The sequence below is a fragment of the Streptomyces sp. SGAir0957 genome (genome assembly GCF_043523415.1).
Genome location: NZ_CP027293.1, coordinates 5,477,932 through 5,495,783, shown reverse-complemented (window position 1 = coordinate 5,495,783; position 17,852 = coordinate 5,477,932). Strand labels below are relative to the sequence as shown.

The following is a 17,852-nucleotide window of genomic DNA, read 5'->3' as shown; positions in this document are numbered from 1 at the left end:
CGGATCAGCCCTTCCCCAGCAACAGCCTGGCCTCGCCGACCGTGATCACGGACCCGGTGACGAGCACTCCCCCGCCCGCGAACTCGCCCTCTTCCTCGGCAAGAGTGATCGCGGCCTCCAACGCGTCGTCGAGCCGCGGCTCGACCTGCACCCGCTCGTCCCCGAAGACCTCCACGGCGATCCCGGCCAGCTCATCCGCGTCCATCGCCCGGTGGCTGGAGTTCCGCGTGACGACGATCTCCGCGAAGATCGGCTCGAACGCCTCCAGGAGCTCCCGTACGTTCTTGTCCGCGCTCGCCCCGACGACGCCGATGAGCCGGCTGAAGTCGAAGACCTCGCTGATCGCCTCGGCGGTGACCCGCGCCCCCGCGGGGTTGTGCGCGGCGTCGAGGACGACGGTCGGCGAGCGCCGCACGACCTCCAGGCGGCCCGGCGAGGTGACGGAGGCGAACGCCGTGCGGATCGTGTCGATGTCGAGCGGCCGCGCGTGCTGCGAGCCGATGCCGAAGAACGCCTCGACCGCGGCGAGCGCCACCGCCGCGTTGTGCGCCTGGTGCGCGCCGTGCAGGGGAAGGAAGATCTCCTCGTACTCCCCGCCGAGCCCGCGCAGGGTCACGAGCTGGCCGCCGACGGCGACCTGGCGCGCGACGACGCCGAACTCCAGGCCCTCGCGCGCGACCGTCGCGTCCTTCTCGACGGCCTTCTTGAGGATCACCTGCGCCGCGTCGACCGGCTGCTGCGCCATGATCACGGTCGCGTCCTGCTTGATGATCCCGGACTTCTCGCCCGCGATCTCGCCGGGCGTGGAGCCGAGCCGGTCCGTGTGGTCGAGGTCGATGGGGGTGATGACGGCGACGGAGCCGTCGATCACGTTCGTCGCGTCCCAGCTGCCGCCCATGCCGACCTCGACGACCGCGACGTCCACGGGCGCGTCGGCGAACGCCGCGTACGCCATGCCCGTCAGGACCTCGAAGAAGGAGAGCCGGTACTCCTGCTGCGCGTCGACCATCTCGACGTACGGCTTGATGTCGTCGAACGTCTCGATGAAGCGCTCGTACGGGATCGGGGCGCCGTCCAGGCTGATGCGCTCGGTGACCGACTGGACGTGCGGCGACGTGTAGCGGCCGGTGCGCAGGTCGAAGGCGGCGAGGAGCGCCTCGATCATGCGGGCCGTGGACGTCTTGCCGTTCGTGCCCGTGATGTGGATGGAGGGGTACGCGCGCTGCGGCTCGCCGAGCACGTCCATCAGGGCGGCGATCCGGGCGACGGACGGCTCCAGCTTCGTCTCGCCCCAACGGGTGGCGAGGTCGGCCTCGACGGCGCGCAGCGCCTTCTCCACCTCGGGGTCCTGCGGGCGCGCGGGAACGTCGTCGCCCTGCGGGGCGCCGCCCCGGGCGCGCAGGGTGCGGCTGCCCGCCTCGATCACCGCGAGGTCGGGGTCGCGGTCGGTCTCGGCGCCCACGATCTCCTCGAAGGCGTCCAAGGCGTCGGGGCCGGGCTCGCCGGCGGGCTCGTCGTCGCTGCTGTCGCGCGGGGGGAGGTCACTCACGTACGCCAGTCTACGGAGGCGTCGGCAGCGCCGACCGCACCACCCATGGCAAACTTGGCGATCATGGACATAGGCATTGATCTCGGCACCGCCAACACACTTGTCTACGTACGCGGTCAGGGCATCGTGCTGAACGAGCCCTCCGTCGTAGCCGTCAGGGAGGGCGGCCGCGGCGGCGTGCTCGCCGTCGGCAGCGAGGCGAAGGAGACCATCGGCCGGACCCCCGGCACGATCACCGCCATCCGGCCCCTGCGCTCCGGCGTCATCAGCGACTACGAGGCCGCCGAGGAGATGATCCGGCACCTGGTGCGCAAGGCCGTGCCGGGGCGCCGTCCGCGGACCCGGATGGTCGTGTGCGTGCCCAGCGGCGTCACGCCCGTCGAGCGGCGCGCCATCGTGCACGCCGCCCAGCGGTCCGGGGCGCGCGCCGTGCACCTGATCGAGGAGCCGATGGCGGCGGCGATCGGCGCGGGTCTGCCGGTGGCCGATCCGCGCGGCTCGATGGTCGTCGACATCGGCGGCGGCACGACCGAGGTCGCCGTCATCTCGCTGGGCGGCGTCGTCACCGCGCAGTCGCTGCGGGTCGGCGGCGACCGGCTCGACGAGGCCGTCACCGACCACGTACGCAAGGCGCACGGCCTGCTCATCGGGGAACGCACCGCCGAGGACGTCAAGGTCGCCATCGGTTCGGCGTGGCCCGTGCCCGGCGAGGAGGCGTTCGAGATGCGGGCGTTCACCGTGCGCGGGCGCGAGAAGGTCCGCGGGCTGCCGAAGACCGTCGACCTGAGCGTGCAGGAGGTGCGGGCCGCGCTCGACGAGCCGGTCGAGGCGATCATCGCCGCCGTCCGCGCCACCCTGGAGGAGTGCCCGCCCGAGCTGTCCGGCGACATCATGGAGCACGGCATCGTCCTGACCGGCGGCGGCGCCCTGCTGCCCGGCCTCGACCTGCGCCTGACGTCCGCGACCGGCATCCCCGTGTTCGTCGCGGAGGATCCGCTGCACAGCGTCGCCATGGGCTGCGGGCGCTGCGTCGACGACTTCGACGAGTTGCAGCGGGTGATGAGCGCGGCCTAGGCCCCCGCCGGGCGACGCGGGATCCGCCGGGCGACGCGGGTCCCGCCGGGCGGCGTAGGGCCCATCGGCGGATCTTCGCGCGGGCGTTCGGCGCGGTGACCCGTTCGGCCCGCGCGCCCGGTGTACCCATCGGGCCATGTGGTACGCACATCAACCCGGCCGCCGCGCACGGCAGATCATCGGCGACGGCGCGGCCCTGCTCTGGATCGCCCTGTGGGCGGGGGCCGCGGTGACCGCGCACCGGCTCATCAGCCTCCCCGACGGGCCCGCCCCGCACGACCGCGCCGAGCTCCCGCTGCTCGGGCCCCGGATGACCGGCACCCTGCACGAGGCAGGGGGCCGGCTCGCCGACGCCGCGCCGAGCGGGACCGCGCCCGTGCAGGCCCTCGCCGTGCTGGCGGCGGCCGCGCTGTTCGTCGTCCCGGTCGGGCTGCTGCTCGCGCTGTGGCTGCCCCGGCGCGTCCGCTGGACCCGGCAGGCCGCCGCCGCCCGCGAACTGGCCGCCACGGAGGACGGCCGGGAACTCCTCGCCCTGCGCGCCCTGGTCCGCCCCCTCGACGAACTAGCCCGCTTCACCGACGCGGGGCCCGGCCGCCTCGCCGAGGGGTGGCGGGAGGCGGACCCGGCGGTGCTCGCGGCCCTCGCGGACGTGGAGCTGCGGCGCCTGGGGCTGAGCACGGCCTGACGGCGGCACGGCACAGCCGAAGGCCCCGGAACGGTTCGGTTCCGGGGCCTTCGGTCACACAGCTACTTGTTACTTGTTACTTGTCACGTACTTGTTACTTGTTACTTGTCACGCCTGCGGCAGGCGCTCCAGCTGTGCCTGGATGCGGGCGATGTCCTCGTCCGCCTTGGCGAGGCGGGCGCGGATGCCCTCGACGACCTTCTCGGGGGCCTTGCCGAGGAACTTCTCGTTGCCCAGCTTGCCCTCGGCCTGCGCCTTGTCCTTCTCGGCGGCGGCGAGGTCCTTGGCGAGGCGCTTGCGCTCGGCGGCCACGTCGATGGCGCCGGACAGGTCGAGCGCCACCTCGGCACCGGCCACCGGCAGCGTCGCCGTCGCCTGGAACTCCTCGCCCTCGGGCTGGAGCTTGAGCAGCTGGCGGATGGCCGTCTCGTGCGAAGCGAGCGCCGTGCCGTCGAGCGTGAGCCGCGCCGGGACGCGCTGGCCCGCCTTGAGACCCTGCTCACCCTTGAAGCGGCGGACCTCGGTGACGACCCGCTGGAGCGTCTCGATCTCCCGCTCGGCGGCGTCGTCCCGGAAGCCACTGTCCTCGGGCCAGTCGGCGATCACGATGGACTCGCGGCCGGTCAGCGTCGTCCACAGCGTCTCGGTGACGAACGGCACGATCGGGTGGAGGAGGCGCAGCGTCACGTCCAGGACCTCGCCGAGGACCCGGCTCGACACCTTCGCCGGCTCGCCGCCCGCCATGAACGTCGTCTTCGACAGCTCGACGTACCAGTCGAAGACCTCGTCCCACGCGTAGTGGAACAGCGCGTCCGAGACCTTGGCGAACTGGTAGTCGTCGTAGAACGCGTCGACCTCGGCGACCGTCTTGTTCAGGCGCGACAGGATCCACCGGTCGGTGGCCGTCATCCGCTCCGGCTCGGGCAGCGGGCCCTCGATCGTCGCGCCGTTCATCATCGCGAAGCGCGTGGCGTTCCAGATCTTGTTGGCGAAGTTGCGGGACGCCTGGACCCAGTCCTCGCCGATCGGGACGTCGGTGCCCGGGTTGGCGCCGCGCGCGAGCGTGAAGCGCAGCGCGTCGGAGCCGTACTTGTCCATCCAGTCCAGCGGGTCCACCACGTTGCCGAACGACTTCGACATCTTCTTGCCGTTCTCGTCGCGGACGAGACCGGTCAGGGCGACCGTCTTGAACGGGACCTCGCCGTCCATCGCGTACAGGCCGAACATCATCATCCGGACGACCCAGAAGAAGATGATGTCGTGGCCGGTGAGCAGGACATCGGTCGAGTAGAACTTCTCCAGGTCCGGCGTCTGCTCGGGCCAGCCGAGCGTCGAGAACGGCCAGAGCCCGGAGGAGAACCAGGTGTCGAGGACGTCCTCGTCCTGCGTCCAGCCCTCGGCCTCGGTACCCGGCGGCTGCTCGTCGGGCCCGACGCAGACGACTTCACCCTCGGGCCCGTACCAGACCGGAATCCGGTGGCCCCACCACAGCTGGCGCGAGATGCACCAGTCGTTGAGGTTGTCGACCCAGTCGAAGTACCGCTTCTCCATCTCCTTGGGGTGGAGCGTGACACGGCCGTCGCGGACCGCGTCACCGGCGGCCTTCGCCAGCGTCTCGACCTTGACCCACCACTGCAGCGACAGGCGCGGCTCGATGGTGGTCCGGCAGCGCGAGCAGTGCCCCACGGAGTGGACGTACGGGCGCTTCTCGGCGACGACGCGGCCCTGCTGACGCATGGCGTCCACGATGGCCGAGCGCGCCTCGAACCGGTCGAGGCCCTGGAACGGGCCCGGGACCGTGATGACCCCGCGCTCGTCCATGATCGTCATGGTCTCGAGGTCGTGGCGCTGCCCGATCGCGAAGTCGTTCGGGTCGTGGGCGGGCGTCACCTTGACGGCGCCGGTCCCGAACTCCGGGTCGACGTGCTCGTCGGCGACGACCGGGATCGTGCGGTCCGTCAGCGGCAGCTTGATGCGCTTGCCGATGAGGTGCGCGTACCGCGCGTCGTCCGGGTGGACGGCCACCGCGGTGTCACCGAGCATCGTCTCGACCCGCGTGGTCGCGACGACGACGCTCTGGTCGCCCTCGCCGTACTTCAGCGAGACCAGCTCGCCGTCGTCGTCCTGGTAGTCCACCTCGATGTCCGAGATGGCGGTCAGACAGCGCGGGCACCAGTTGATGATGCGCTCGGCGCGGTAGATCAGCTCGTCGTCGAAGAGCCGCTTGAAGATGGTCTGGACGGCGCGCGACAGACCCTCGTCCATCGTGAACCGCTCACGCGACCAGTCGACGCCGTCTCCGAGGCGGCGCATCTGGCCGAGGATCTTCCCGCCGTACTCCTGCTTCCACTGCCAGACACGCTCGACGAACTCCTCGCGGCCCAGGTCCTGCCGCGACTTGCCCTCCTCGGCGAGCTGCTGCTCGACCTTGTTCTGCGTCGCGATACCGGCGTGGTCCATGCCCGGCAGCCACAGCGCCTCGAACCCCTGCATGCGCTTGCGGCGCGTCAGGGCGTCCATCAGCGTGTGCTGGAACGCGTGCCCGAGGTGGAGCGAGCCCGTCACGTTCGGCGGCGGGATGACGATCGTGTACGGCGGCTTCTCGCTCTTCGCGTCAGCGGTAAAGTAGCCGCGCTCTACCCAGCGCTCGTACAGCGCCCCCTCTACCTCGGCCGGCGCGTACTGGGTCGGCAGTTCGGTGGTGGGCGCTGGGTTCTGCTGCTGAGAGTTCTCGGTCACGGGGTCAGTTTAGAGGGGTCACAGTCCCGTACTGAAACCGATTCCGGGGGAACGAACCGCACGCGCGTACGTCAGGATGTCGGGAGCACATAAGCAGCGGGGAGGAACCCAGACGATGAGCTACAACCAGCCGGGCCCCTACGGAGGCCAGCCGCAGCAGCCCCAGCAGCCCGGGCCTTACGGCCAGCAGCCGCAACAGCCCGGACCGTACGGACAGCAGCCGCAGGCTCCGCAGCCCGGCTACGGGTACCCGCAGCAGGCACCGCAGCCGGGATACGGCTACCCGCAGCAGGCCCCGCCCGGGGTCCCGCCGCAGCAGCAGCCCTACAGCCAGCCGCAGCAGCCGGGCCCCTACGGGCAGCAGCCCGGCGACCCGTACGGCCAGTACCCGCCGGCCCCGCCGCAGGGCGGCGGCAACAAGAAGACGGGCCTGATCATCGGCGTGGTCGCGGTGGTCGCGGCGGTCGGCGTGGGCGCGTACTTCGTGTTCGGCGGGGGCGGTGGCAGTGGTGTCTCGGTCGCCGACGACGGCCCGCACAAGCTGACCGCTCCGGCGACGGTGCTGAGCGAGTACCAGAAGGACTCGTCCTCGTCGGGCGGTTTCGACGCGGACGACATGAAGGACGCCGAGAAGGACGGCCTGAAGAACGGCAAGCCGGTCGACGGCTCCTACACCGTCAAGGACGCCTCCAACCCGCTGGGCGGCAAGGTGCTGCAGTTCCGGGGCGCGTACGGCGAGATCGACGACCCGGGCAAGCTCGTCGACGGCATGTTCGAGAAGGGCGCGCTGGAGATCGCCAAGGGCAGTGGCGGCAAGGACGGCAAGGCCACGCTCGTCGGCAGCCCGACCAACTACAGCACGGACGACTACGTCCTGAAGTGCCAGGAGATGAAGTTCGAGCCCGGCGAGAATGCGGCCGCCGGTGCCGCGGCGCCCAAGGAGATGCGCATGCCCGTGTGCATCTGGAGCGACCACAGCACGCTGTCGACCGTCGTCTCGATGGAGATCGCGGACGTGATGAGCGGTAAGGCGCCCGACCTGAAGTCGTCCGCCGACATCGCCGCGAAGCTCCGCAAGGAGATCCGCGTCCCGGCGTGAAGCCGCTGAACGCGCAGAAGAGGGGCCCCGTCCGGGGCCCCTCTTCGCATGTCTGCCGGTGCGGCGGCTACGCCGACTTCTGCTCGCCGCTGCCGCCGCCCCGCGCATCCCGCGGAATCAGCGTCGGGTTCACGTTCGAGTGAACGGCGTCCGCGGTGATGACGACGCGGGCGACGTCCTTGCGGGACGGGACCTCGTACATCACCGACTGGAGGACTTCCTCCATGATGGCGCGGAGGCCACGCGCGCCCGTGCGGCGCAGGATCGCCTGGTCGGCGATGGCTTCCAGGGCCTCGCGCTCGAAGTCCAACTCGACGCCGTCGAGTTCGAAGAGGCGCTGGTACTGCTTGACCAGCGCGTTGCGCGGCTCGACGAGGATCTGGAGGAGCGCTTCGCGGTCGAGGTTGTGGACCGAGGTGATCACGGGGAGGCGGCCGATGAACTCGGGGATCATCCCGAACTTCACCAGGTCCTCCGGCATGACCTCCTGGAACTGGTCCTTCTCCTCCAGCTCGCGCTTGGAGTGGATGGTCGCGCCGAAGCCGATGCCCTTGGCGCCGGCCCGCGACTCGATGATCTTCTCCAGACCGGCGAAGGCGCCGCCGACGATGAACAGCACGTTCGTCGTGTCGATCTGGATGAACTCCTGGTGCGGGTGCTTGCGCCCGCCCTGCGGCGGCACCGAGGCCGTCGTGCCTTCGAGGATCTTGAGGAGGGCCTGCTGGACGCCCTCGCCGCTCACGTCGCGCGTGATCGACGGGTTCTCCGACTTGCGGGCCACCTTGTCGATCTCGTCGATGTAGATGATGCCCGTCTCGGCCTTCTTGACGTCGTAGTCGGCGGCCTGGATGAGCTTCAGGAGGATGTTCTCGACGTCCTCGCCGACATAGCCGGCCTCCGTCAGCGCGGTCGCGTCGGCGATGGCGAACGGCACGTTCAGCATCCGGGCGAGTGTCTGCGCGAGGAGCGTCTTGCCCGAGCCGGTCGGGCCGAGGAGCAGGATGTTGGACTTCGCGAGCTCGATCGCGTCGTCACGGCCCGCCGCCCCGCCGTTCTCGCCGGCCTGGACGCGCTTGTAGTGGTTGTAGACCGCCACGGAGAGCGCCTTCTTGGCGGCCTCCTGGCCTACGACGTAGCCCTCGAGGAACTCGTAGATCTCGCGCGGCTTGGGAAGTTCTTCCCAACGCACTTCGCTGGTCTCCGCGAGCTCTTCCTCGATGATCTCGTTGCAGAGGTCGATGCACTCGTCGCAGATGTATACACCGGGGCCTGCGATGAGCTTCTTGACCTGCTTCTGGCTCTTTCCGCAGAACGAGCACTTGAGCAGATCGCCGCCGTCACCGATGCGTGCCACGAGGTGCTTCCCCTTCGCCTGGGAGACGCCACGTTCAGCGGCTCCTGGTGCCTGTATCCGACGGTACCTTGCCGGGCCCCCCGTTCGGGCCCCCCTTGGCACGGTTCACTTCTTACGTGAACCGTGCCGGGGAGTGGCAGACGATACAACGCCTTGTCAGGCGATTGCCTCGTTGTTCATCTTGCGCGTCGAGATGATCTGGTCGACCAGGCCGTACGCGAGTGCGTCCTCGGCCGTGAGGATCTTGTCACGCTCGATGTCCTCGCTGATCTTCTCCAGCGGGGTCGTCGAGTGCTTGGCCAGCATCTCCTCCAGCTGCGTCCGCATCCGGAGGATCTCGTTGGCCGCGATCTCCAGGTCGGAGAGCTGCTCACGGCCTGTGCCGCCGGAGGGCTGGTGGATCAGCACGCGCGCGTTCGGCAGGGCCATGCGCTTGCCGGGGGTGCCCGCGGCGAGCAGCACGGCGGCGGCCGAGGCGGCCTGGCCCATGCAGACCGTCTGGATGTCCGGCTTCACGAACTGCATCGTGTCGTAGATGGCCGTGAGGGCCGTGAACGAGCCACCGGGGCTGTTGATGTAGATCGAGATGTCGCGGTCCGGGTCCATCGACTCCAGGCACAGGAGCTGCGCCATGACGTCGTTGGCGGACGCGTCGTCGATCTGCACGCCGAGGAAGATCACGCGCTCCTCGAAGAGCTTCGCGTACGGGTCGTACTCACGCACGCCCTGCGAGGTGCGCTCGACGAAGCGCGGGATCACATAGCGGTTGTCGACCTGCGGGCCGGTGTAGAGGCCGCTGCCGGGGATGTTGTTCATGTCTCGGTGTTCCGTCCTGGTGAGGGAGGCAGAGGGCTTGGGGGCCGGCGCTGAGTTCGGTCCGGACCGAATCAGGCGCCCGTGCCGCCGCCGCCCGGAACACCCGTAGCGGCAGAGATGATCTCGTCGATGAGGCCGTACTCCTTGGCCTCCTCGGTGGTGAACCAGCGGTCGCGGTCGCCGTCCCGGATGATCGCCTCGACCGTCTGGCCGGAGTGCCGGGCGGTGATCTCGGCCATCCGCTGCTTCGTGCGCAGCAGGTACTCGGCCTGGATCTTGACGTCCGAGGCCGTACCGCCGATGCCCGCGGAGCCCTGGTGCATCAGGATGTCGGTGTGCGGCAGCGCGAAGCGCTTGCCCGCCGTGCCGCCGGTCAGCAGGAACTGGCCCATCGAGGCGGCCATGCCCATGCCGATGGTGATGACGTCGTTCGGGATGTACTGCATGGTGTCGTAGATCGCCATGCCGGCCGTCACCGAGCCACCGGGGCTGTTGATGTAGAGGTAGATGTCCTTGTCCGGGTCGGCGGCAAGGAGCAGCATCTGGGCGGTGATCTTGTTCGCGATGTCGTCGTCGACCTGCTGGCCGAGGAAGATGATCCGCTCGCCGAGCAGTCGGTTGTAGACATGGTCGCCGAGGCCACCACCGATGGACGGCTCGCCGGCGGCGGAAGGCATCAGATTCGTCACGTATCCACCTGCTCGTCTCTGACGGCCTCGTGCCGTCTCGCGTCTCTTACTGAGGCCGGGGCCCTCGCTCGGGGACTCCCCTGCCCTCGTATTCATGGACCCTAACGCGCGGGGTCCTTCGGGGAATCCCGCGAAGTCAGCTGTTCGCTGTGAGCGCAGGGTGTACGTGCCCCGCCCGGGGCGCGGGGAACTGCGTGCTCAGCCCCCACCGGGCGCGCGGACGCGTCTGCCCCTCTGAGCGCCCACGGCGGGTGCGGGTTGTACGTGGCCGGTCGCGCAGTTCCCCGCGCCCCTGGCGGGGCGCGACAGGCCCCCGGGACCGATGTCCCGGGGGCCTGTCACATGGTGCTGGTGCGAAGATCAGGCCTCGGACTTCTCCTGGGCCTCACCGGAGGTCTCGGCGGCGGCCTCGGTGGCCTCAGCGGCCTCCGTGGTCTCCTCCTCGTCGTCCTCGAGGTCGACGACCTCGCCGTTGGTGTCCTTCACCGTGGCGGCCTCGACCACGACGGCCAGGGCCTTGCCGCGGGCGACCTCGCCGACGAGCATCGGGACCTGGCCACCCTCGACGACGGCCTGGGCGAACTGGTCGGGGGACATGCCGGAGGAGGCGGCGCGACGCATGAGGTGCTCGGTGAGCTCCTCCTGGTTCACGTTCAGCTTCTCCTTGTTGACGAGCTCGTCGAGGACGAACTGCGTCTTGATGCCCTTGACCGCCTGCTCGCGGGTCTCGGCGTCGAACTCCTCGGCCGTCTTGCCCTGGATCTCGAGGTACTTCTCGAGGTCGAGGCCCATCTGGCCGAGCTGGTGGTGCTCCAGGTTGTGCTTGCGGGTGTTGACCTCGTCCTCGAGCAGCTTCTCGGGGACGGGGACCTCGACCAGCTCGAGCAGCTTCTCCAGGACGCGCTCCTGGGCCTGCGTGGCCTGGTCGTACTGCTTCATGTTCTCGAGGCGCTTGCGGCTGTCGGCCTTCAGCTCGTCGAGGGTGTCGAACTCGGAGGCGAGCTGGGCGAACTCGTCGTCCAGGGCCGGGAGTTCGCGGGCGGCGACCTGGGTGACCTTGACGGTGACCTCGGCCTCCTTGCCCTCGGCGGAGCCGCCCTTCAGCTCGGAGGTGAAGGTGGCCTCGCCACCGGCCTCCAGGCCCTTGACGGCGTCGTCGATGCCGTCGAGGAGCTCGCCGGAGCCGATGGTGTAGGAGACGCCGGAGGCGACGCCGTCCTCGAGGACCTCGCCCTCGACCTTGGCCTCCAGGTCGATGGTGACGACGTCGCCGTCCTCGGCGGCGCGCTCGACCGGGGAGGTCGAGGCGAAGCGGTCGCGGAGCTGCTCCACGGACTTCTCGACGTCCTCGTCGGTGACCTCGACGGCGTCGACCTCGACCTCGATGCCGGAGTAGTCCGGGATCTCGATGGCCGGGCGGACGTCGACCTCGGCGGTGAAGTTCAGCGTCTCGCCGTCCTTCAGCTCCGTGATGTCGACCTCGGGCTGGCCCAGGACGTTGAGCTCCGCCTCGTTGACCGCGTCGGTGTAGAACTTCGGAAGCGCGTCGTTGACCGCCTCCTCCAGGACCGCACCGCGGCCGAACCGCTGGTCGATGACGCGGGCGGGGATCTTGCCCTTGCGGAAGCCCTTCACCGTGACCTGCTGGTTGATCTTCTTGTACGCCGCGTCGAGGCTGTCCTTGAGCTCCTCGAAGGGCACCTCAATGCTGAGCCGAACCCGGGTCGGGTTCAGGGTCTCGACGGCGCTCTTCACGGTTCGGTCTCCTTGGGGGCTGACTTTAGGGATCGTGCCCGGCTTAGAGACACACGGGCATGCAGCTTGCATAGTAACGGCACGCCGGAGCACACCCACAATGCGATCTTGGGGTTCGTTCCGGCGAGGACGCCCGTGGAGGATCCGCGGTCGTCGTGTCGCCGCGGCAACGCTGGTCGGGGTGGCGGGATTTGAACCCACGGCCTTCCGCTCCCAAAGCGGACGCGCTACCAAGCTGCGCCACACCCCGTCGGTGCGACACGTAGGGTACATGCCCGCAGGCAGTGCGGACGCCGTATTACGGCGCGCAGGGGGGTGTGCGCCGGTGCGCGGGAACGGGGTGTGCGGGAGGGTCCGCCGACCCGCTACGATGCCTGGTGTGCCGCGGGTCGACGACTTCGCCGACCTGGGTACGCGCTGTGCGGGCGTAGCTCAATGGTAGAGCACTAGTCTTCCAAACTAGCTACGCGGGTTCGATTCCCGTCGCCCGCTCTTCATGCTTCAGGGCCAGGTCAGAGATTCGCTCTCTGCCTGGCCTTGAGTGCTTTCCGGGATCCGCCGCCGGCGCTCAGAACTTTATGGCGCTGATGCTGCTCGCGACGGAGTTGAGGAAGTTGTTGATCGCGGGCGCCATTCCGGTCGAGGCCAGGAAGAAGCCGAAGAGGACCGCCACCACGGCGGGCCCCGCCTTGATCGAGCCGCCGCGCATCAGCACCACGAGGACGATCGCCAACAACAGCACCACTGACAGCGAAATGGCCACACTGATCACACCCTAGGTCGGTCCGCTCTCCCGGCCCGGGGGGCTCAGCCCCACACTCCCCCCGCCAGAACCATCGTGCCACCAACAGAGCTTCTGTATGCGGTCGGTGACGTAACGTCGGCCACGCGCGCGCGGGTGCGCGGGGCCGTACTGCCCTTGTGGCATATGAGCCGCGCACGTCGAGGGGGCTGCCGAGGGGGGTGGGGCGGCGCCGAAATCGGCTTGATCGTTTCCATGGCGGCGCGGGCGACGGGCGCCCGCCGTCCGCATATCGGTCCCGGTTCTCCCGCATTTCCTCCGCTTCGCGGTCACAGGAAATCCCAGGAGGGCGCGGCCGAATATGGACGTTGCGGGCGGGTCGTGAGTGCGTCGCATTCCGAGAGAGATCTCCGGATGCGGCCCTGGTCCGATTTGTGGTGCGGTCCGCAGTGCGATCCGTCCTTTTTCGCACTGCTCATCCCCTGTAAATGCCCGTAGGGGCCTAGCGGGCGTTCCGCAGGGCCACGCGCGCGGGCAGTGCCGTCGCCGCCAGGCCGAGGAGGAGGGCGGTGCCCGCGAAGGACGCGTACAGCAGGGGCGGGACGTACGGGTTCTCACCGGTGAGGCCGTTCATCATCGGGACGAGGGTGGCGAGGGCGATGCCCGTGCCGAGGACGATGCCCGCGCAGGCCACCAGGAGCGCCTCCCAGCGGATCATGCGGAGCACCTGGCGGCGGGTGGAGCCGATCAGGCGGAGGGTGCCGAGTTCGCGGCGCCGGTCGAGGACCGTCATGACCAGGGTGTTGACGGCGGCGATCGCCGCGAACCCGCCGAGAACGGCGGCCATGGTGGTGTTGGCCCAGGCATTGAGTTCCCGGTCCAGGGACTGGGCGGTCGTGTAGTCGGCGCGGGCGAGCGGGGTGCCGAGCGCGGCGAGCGCCCGGGTCGTGCCGCCCTTCGTCCAGACCTCGGTGTCGTAGGGGTTCGTGAGGTGCCCGGTCAGGGCCGCACGTCCCAGGGTGACCTGGGAGAAGCCGAGGCCGCGCTCGTACGTGGCCGAGACCTTCGGGGACGCCTTCGTGCCGTCGGGCAGGCGCAGGGCGAGGCGGTCGCCGACGTGGACGTGGGCGGAGCGCGCGAGGGAGGCGTCCAGGGCGACGGTGTCCGGGTCGGCGAGGTCGACCGCCCCGTCGGTGATCCTGAGGTCCTGGACGCGGGCGAGGTCGCGGGCCGTGCCGGTGACGGCCTGCGCCGACGCGGTCTCCAGCCAGCGGTCGCCGCCGGAGCCCGCCGGGACGAGGACCGAGGTCTTGAGCAGGCCGACGGCGGAGGTGACGCCGGGCGTCCTGGCGGCCCGGGCGACCGATCCCGGGGCCAGGCCCCCGTCCGCCGTGACGATGTGGTCGGCCGTGATGCCCGCCCTCTGCTGGCCCGCCGCCGCGTGGTCCTCGCTCGTGTGCATGAAGACCAGGACCGAGGCGAAGGCCATCGCGAGGACGATCGGGGTGATCGCGGAGGCGAGGCGGCGCGCGTTGCTGCGGGAGTTGGCGGCGGCGAGCGCGGCGGGCGCGCCGCCGCCGCGCAGCGGGAGGCCGAAGAGCGCGGCGGCGAGGCGGGCGACGAGCGGGCCGAGCAGCGCCACGGCGAGCATGAAGCACATGACGACGCCGAGCGCCGCGTTGGCCGCGTCGTCGCCGCTCAGACGGGCTGCGAGGAACGCGAGGAAGACGCCGCCGACCGCCGCCGCGACGCCGAGCGGCGTGCGGATCCAGCCGGGCCGCAGCCGCTCGACGGACGCCTCGGCCAGGGCCTGCCCCGGCTTGATGCGGGAGGGGCGGCGGGCCGCCATGTACCCGGCGAGCAGGCCCGTCAGGACGGCCGTGCCGACGGCGGTGACCAGCGGGATCCACGAGACGGAGAGCTGGACCGCGGCCGGCACCGCGCCCTTCGCCTGGAGCTGGCCGAACCACCAGCGGGCGAGCGCGGCACCGGGCAGGCAGCCGAGCGCGCCCGCGAGCGGGGCGACGAGGAGGGTCTCGGTGGCGATGGTGCGGCGGATCTGGCGCGGGGTGGTGCCGATGGCGCGCAGCAGGGCGTATTCGCGGGCGCGCTGGCCGACGGAGAGGGCGACCGTACCGGCGGCGGTGAACACGGCGACGGCCGTGGCGACGCCGCCGAACGAGCCGCCGAGGCCCATCAGCGCCTCCTTGCCGTAGGCGAGCGTGGCGTCCTCGGCGGCGCCGCGGTCGTCGCCGGTGTGCACCTGGGCGGCGGGGGTGCCGGCCAGGACCTTCGCCACCTGGGCTTTCAGTTCGGCGGCGGCGACGCCGTCCTCGGGCAGGACGGCGATGGCGTCGATGCGGCCCGGGTGTCCCGAGACGGCGAGGGCCTCGGCGTCCGTGAGCCAGACCGTCGCGCGGGCACCGCCGGTGGTGCCGGAGACGCGGTACGTGTGGGGCCCGGTGGGGGTGGTGAGGCTGACGCGGTCGCCGGGGCGGGCGTGCGTGCCCGCCATGACGATCTCGCCGGGGTGCGGGGCGCGGCCCGCCGTCAGCCGCTCGCCGGTGAAGGCGGTGGAGCCCCAGTTGTGGGCGGTGACGGCCGCGCCGTCGTGGTGCACGGGGTACGTCAGGTCGGCGACGGCCGTACGGGCGCCGGGCGCCGAGGCCGCCGTCGCCAGGAGGGAGTCGGCGAGACGGGCGTGGTCCGGCAGCGGAACCGCCTCGTCCGAGCGGTCCTCCCCGGAGCCGACGACGTAGTGGGCGCGCTGGTCGGCGGCGACCACGACGGGGGCGCCCGCGTACCGGTCGGCGGGGACCGAGGCGCGGATCCCCGTCTCCAGGAGGATGCCGCAGGCCGAGACGATCAGGGCGGACATCAGGAGGGCGACGAACGTGCCGGCGAACGCCGCCGGTTTGAAGCGGACGGCAGCGCGGGCGAGGCCGTTGGGACGGAACATCAGGCGGCCGCCTTCACCGGGGCGGGCCCGTGGGCGGGCGCCGCCAGGGTGCGCATACGGGCGGCGATGCGGTCGGCTCCGGCACCCTCCAGGTGGTCGACGAGCGCGCCGTCCGCGAGGAAGAGGACGCGGTCCGCGTGGGCGGCGGCCACCGGGTCGTGCGTGACCATGACGACGGTGGCGCCCATCCGGTCGACGGCGGAGCGCAGGAGGCCCAGGATCTCGGCGGCCGTGGTGGTGTCCAGGGCGCCGGTCGGCTCGTCGGCGAAGATCACGTCCGGCCTGGTGACCAGGGCGCGGGCGATGGCGACGCGCTGCTGCTGCCCGCCGGAGAGCTGGCCGGGGCGACGCCGCCCCAGGCCGTCGAGGCCGACCTGGGCGAGCACCTCGGCGGCGCGCCGCTTGTCGGGACGCAGGCCCGCGAGGCGCATCGGGAGCAGCACGTTCTGCTCGACGGTGAGGCTGGGCAGCAGGTTGAACGCCTGGAAGACGAAGCCGAGGCGGGTGCGGCGCAAGGCGGTGAGCCTGTTCTCGCTCATACCGGTGATCGTGGTGCCGCCGAGGGCGACGGTGCCGTCGGTGGGCCGGTCGAGCCCCGCCGCGCACTGCAGGAAGGTCGACTTGCCGGATCCGGAGGGACCCATCACGGCGGTGAACGTGCCGCTGGGCAGGGCGAGATCGATTCCGCGCAGCGCGTGGACGGCGCCCGCCCCGCGGCCGTACGTGCGGCGCACTCCGCGCAGCTCCACGGCCCGGTCCGGGGCGGTGGTCGCGGGGGCCGGGTCCGCCGGGGGCCGGTCGTGCCGCCGCTTCTTGCGCAGGCCCATGGGGTCCGCCCTTCGTTTCCTCGTCGCCGAGTGGATCGCTTCGGTGCTTCGACGCTACGGAGACGGGGCCTGCGGCGACCATGAGGGCGGCTGGCGGATCGGGGGTGGGGAGAACCCCACTCCGTCGATGGCGGAGACCCCGGAGAACTCTTTTGGTAAGCTAAGTATTGACGCTTTCTTGACCTTCCCTTTGCCCAATACCAAGAGAGGAACGGGCCCATCGGACACGCGGACACCCTGATAGCCATGGGCGGCGCCTTTCTCGCCGCCGCCGTCCTCGCGCGCCTCGGCGGGCGCATCGGACTCCCCACCATCCCCCTGTTCATCCTGGCCGGGATCCTCCTCGGCCCGCACACACCCGGCGTCGTGCTCGTCTCCGACCCGCACGAACTGGAGATGCTCTCCGCGCTCGGCCTGGTGTTGCTGCTCTTCTACCTCGGCCTCGAATTCCACCTCGACGATCTCAAGGCGGGCGGCCGCAAGATGGCCGTCGCCGGAGCGACGTACCTCGCGCTGAACGTCGGCGCCGGCCTCGGTTTCGGATTCGCCCTCGGCTGGGGCACCTCCGAAGCTCTGGTCCTCGCCGGGGTGCTCGGCATCTCCTCGTCCGCCATCGTCACCAAGGTCCTCGTGGACACCGGGCGGCTCGGCAACCCCGAGACGAAGCCGATCCTCGGCATCATCGTCGTCGAGGACATCTTCCTGGCGCTGTACCTCGCGGCGCTCCAGCCCATCCTGTCCGGCGCGGACTCGCTCGCCGCGGCGGTCATGGACGGCGGCAAGGCGTTCGGGTTCCTGCTGCTGCTCGCCCTCGCGGCGCGGTTCGGCACGCGCGTCGTCGGCACCCTCTTCAACACCCGGGACGACGAACTCCTCGTCATCTCCTTCCTCGGCGCGGCGGTCTTCGTCGCCGGTGTCTCGGAATGGTTCGGGGTCGCCGACGCCATCGGGGCGTTCATGGTCGGCCTCATGCTCGGCTCCACCACGTCCGGGGAGCGCATCCTCAAACTGGTGCACCCGCTGCGGGACGCCTTCGGCGCCATCTTCTTCTTCGCGTTCGGGCTCTCCATCGACCCCGGCGACCTGCCGACCGTCGTCTGGCCCGTGCTCGCCGCTGTCGCGGTGACGCTCGTGATGAACGTGCTGGCGGGGCTCGGGGCGGCCCGGGTGTACGGGTTCGGGGCCGGGCCCGCGGCCAACATCTCCACGACGCTTCTGGCGCGGGGGGAGTTCGCCCTGATCCTGGCCACCATGGCCGCCGGCGCGGGGCTCGACGAGCGGCTGTCGCCGTTCATCGCGGGGTATGTGCTGGTGCTTGCGGTGCTTGGGCCGCTGGCGGCGGGGCGCTCCGCTTGGTTGGCGCGGGTGTTGCCCGGGGGGCGGGAGGTTGCGGCCGAGCCGGAGCTTGACCCTGTCCGGGCGGGGGTGTGAACGGCCTCCCGCCGTGGGGGCGGGGTCTCGTTGCCGGGTGACGCGTGCGTCGTGGCTGGTCGCGCAGTTCCCCGCGCCCCTGGAGGCATGCGGCTTCGCCGCGCCTCCCCCGAGGACGCTCCCGCGCCCCTGA

13 protein-coding genes and 2 tRNA genes are annotated in these 17,852 nt (G+C 70.9%); 5 read left to right on the top strand and 10 right to left on the bottom strand.

Annotated elements, in window-relative coordinates:
• Positions 1-4 precede the first annotated feature (4 nt).
• Positions 5-1,549 carry a bifunctional tetrahydrofolate synthase/dihydrofolate synthase gene (locus C1N81_RS29525; protein WP_394434136.1) on the bottom strand — a complete coding sequence of 515 codons (1,545 nt, stop codon included), beginning with the start codon at positions 1,547-1,549 and terminating at the stop codon, positions 5-7.
• A gap of 63 nt (positions 1,550-1,612) precedes the next feature.
• Here C1N81_RS29525 and C1N81_RS29520 point away from each other — a divergent pair, with 63 nt between their 5' ends.
• Together C1N81_RS29520 and C1N81_RS29515 are read left to right on the top strand one after the other, a co-directional pair.
• Entirely contained in the window at positions 1,613-2,623 is a 1,011-nt protein-coding gene (locus tag C1N81_RS29520) for a rod shape-determining protein (protein WP_394434133.1), read from the top strand.
• A 136-nt stretch (positions 2,624-2,759) separates the two neighbouring features.
• Positions 2,760-3,308, top strand: coding sequence for a hypothetical protein (locus tag C1N81_RS29515; RefSeq protein ID WP_394434131.1), 549 nt, complete (start codon positions 2,760-2,762; stop codon positions 3,306-3,308).
• A gap of 108 nt (positions 3,309-3,416) precedes the next feature.
• Here the strand turns inward: C1N81_RS29515 and C1N81_RS29510 are convergent, their stop codons facing one another.
• Positions 3,417-6,047 (bottom strand): valine--tRNA ligase, encoded by a 2,631-nt coding sequence (locus C1N81_RS29510; protein ID WP_394434129.1) that lies wholly within the window; start codon positions 6,045-6,047, stop codon positions 3,417-3,419.
• A gap of 115 nt (positions 6,048-6,162) precedes the next feature.
• Here C1N81_RS29510 and C1N81_RS29505 point away from each other — a divergent pair, with 115 nt between their 5' ends.
• Positions 6,163-7,146, top strand: coding sequence for a hypothetical protein (locus tag C1N81_RS29505; RefSeq protein ID WP_394434127.1), 984 nt, complete (start codon positions 6,163-6,165; stop codon positions 7,144-7,146).
• 67 nt (positions 7,147-7,213) lie between these two features.
• Here C1N81_RS29505 and clpX read toward each other — a convergent pair whose 3' ends face one another.
• The 5 genes from clpX to C1N81_RS29480 form a co-directional block, all read right to left on the bottom strand.
• Positions 7,214-8,500 (bottom strand): ATP-dependent Clp protease ATP-binding subunit ClpX, encoded by a 1,287-nt coding sequence (gene clpX / locus C1N81_RS29500; RefSeq protein WP_394434125.1) that lies wholly within the window; start codon positions 8,498-8,500, stop codon positions 7,214-7,216.
• Positions 8,501-8,656: 156 nt separating this feature from the next.
• Positions 8,657-9,316: an ATP-dependent Clp protease proteolytic subunit gene (locus tag C1N81_RS29495; protein ID WP_164303251.1), complete on the bottom strand. Its 660-nt coding sequence runs from the start codon at positions 9,314-9,316 to the stop codon at positions 8,657-8,659.
• Positions 9,317-9,387: 71 nt separating this feature from the next.
• Entirely contained in the window at positions 9,388-9,993 is a 606-nt protein-coding gene (locus C1N81_RS29490) for an ATP-dependent Clp protease proteolytic subunit (protein WP_394438312.1), read from the bottom strand.
• 372 nt (positions 9,994-10,365) lie between these two features.
• The gene (gene tig / locus C1N81_RS29485) at positions 10,366-11,760 is read right to left on the bottom strand and encodes a trigger factor (RefSeq protein ID WP_394434124.1); all 1,395 of its coding nucleotides are present in this window, start codon (positions 11,758-11,760) and stop codon (positions 10,366-10,368) included.
• Positions 11,761-11,933: 173 nt separating this feature from the next.
• Positions 11,934-12,010: transfer RNA gene (locus tag C1N81_RS29480), tRNA-Pro, on the bottom strand.
• 171 nt (positions 12,011-12,181) lie between these two features.
• On the opposite strand from C1N81_RS29480, the gene C1N81_RS29475 reads away from it, so the two are divergent.
• Positions 12,182-12,252 (top strand) — tRNA-Gly (locus tag C1N81_RS29475).
• 76 nt (positions 12,253-12,328) lie between these two features.
• On the opposite strand, the gene C1N81_RS29470 is transcribed toward C1N81_RS29475, so the two are convergent.
• From C1N81_RS29470 to C1N81_RS29460, 3 genes are all read right to left on the bottom strand, one after another.
• Complete coding sequence (locus C1N81_RS29470; protein ID WP_394434122.1) at positions 12,329-12,523, bottom strand: hypothetical protein; 195 nt, start codon at positions 12,521-12,523, stop codon at positions 12,329-12,331.
• A 481-nt stretch (positions 12,524-13,004) separates the two neighbouring features.
• A complete protein-coding gene (locus C1N81_RS29465; protein WP_394434120.1) occupies positions 13,005-15,461 on the bottom strand; it encodes an FtsX-like permease family protein in 2,457 nt (818 codons plus the stop codon).
• Entirely contained in the window at positions 15,461-16,288 is an 828-nt protein-coding gene (locus C1N81_RS29460) for an ABC transporter ATP-binding protein (protein ID WP_394434118.1), read from the bottom strand. The genes C1N81_RS29465 and C1N81_RS29460 overlap by 1 nt, the downstream gene beginning before the upstream one ends.
• Before the next feature lie 246 nt (positions 16,289-16,534).
• Here C1N81_RS29460 and C1N81_RS29455 point away from each other — a divergent pair, with 246 nt between their 5' ends.
• On the top strand, positions 16,535-17,719 hold the full coding sequence (locus tag C1N81_RS29455) for a cation:proton antiporter (RefSeq protein WP_394434116.1): 1,185 nt from the start codon (positions 16,535-16,537) through the stop codon (positions 17,717-17,719).
• Positions 17,720-17,852: the final 133 nt, after the last annotated feature.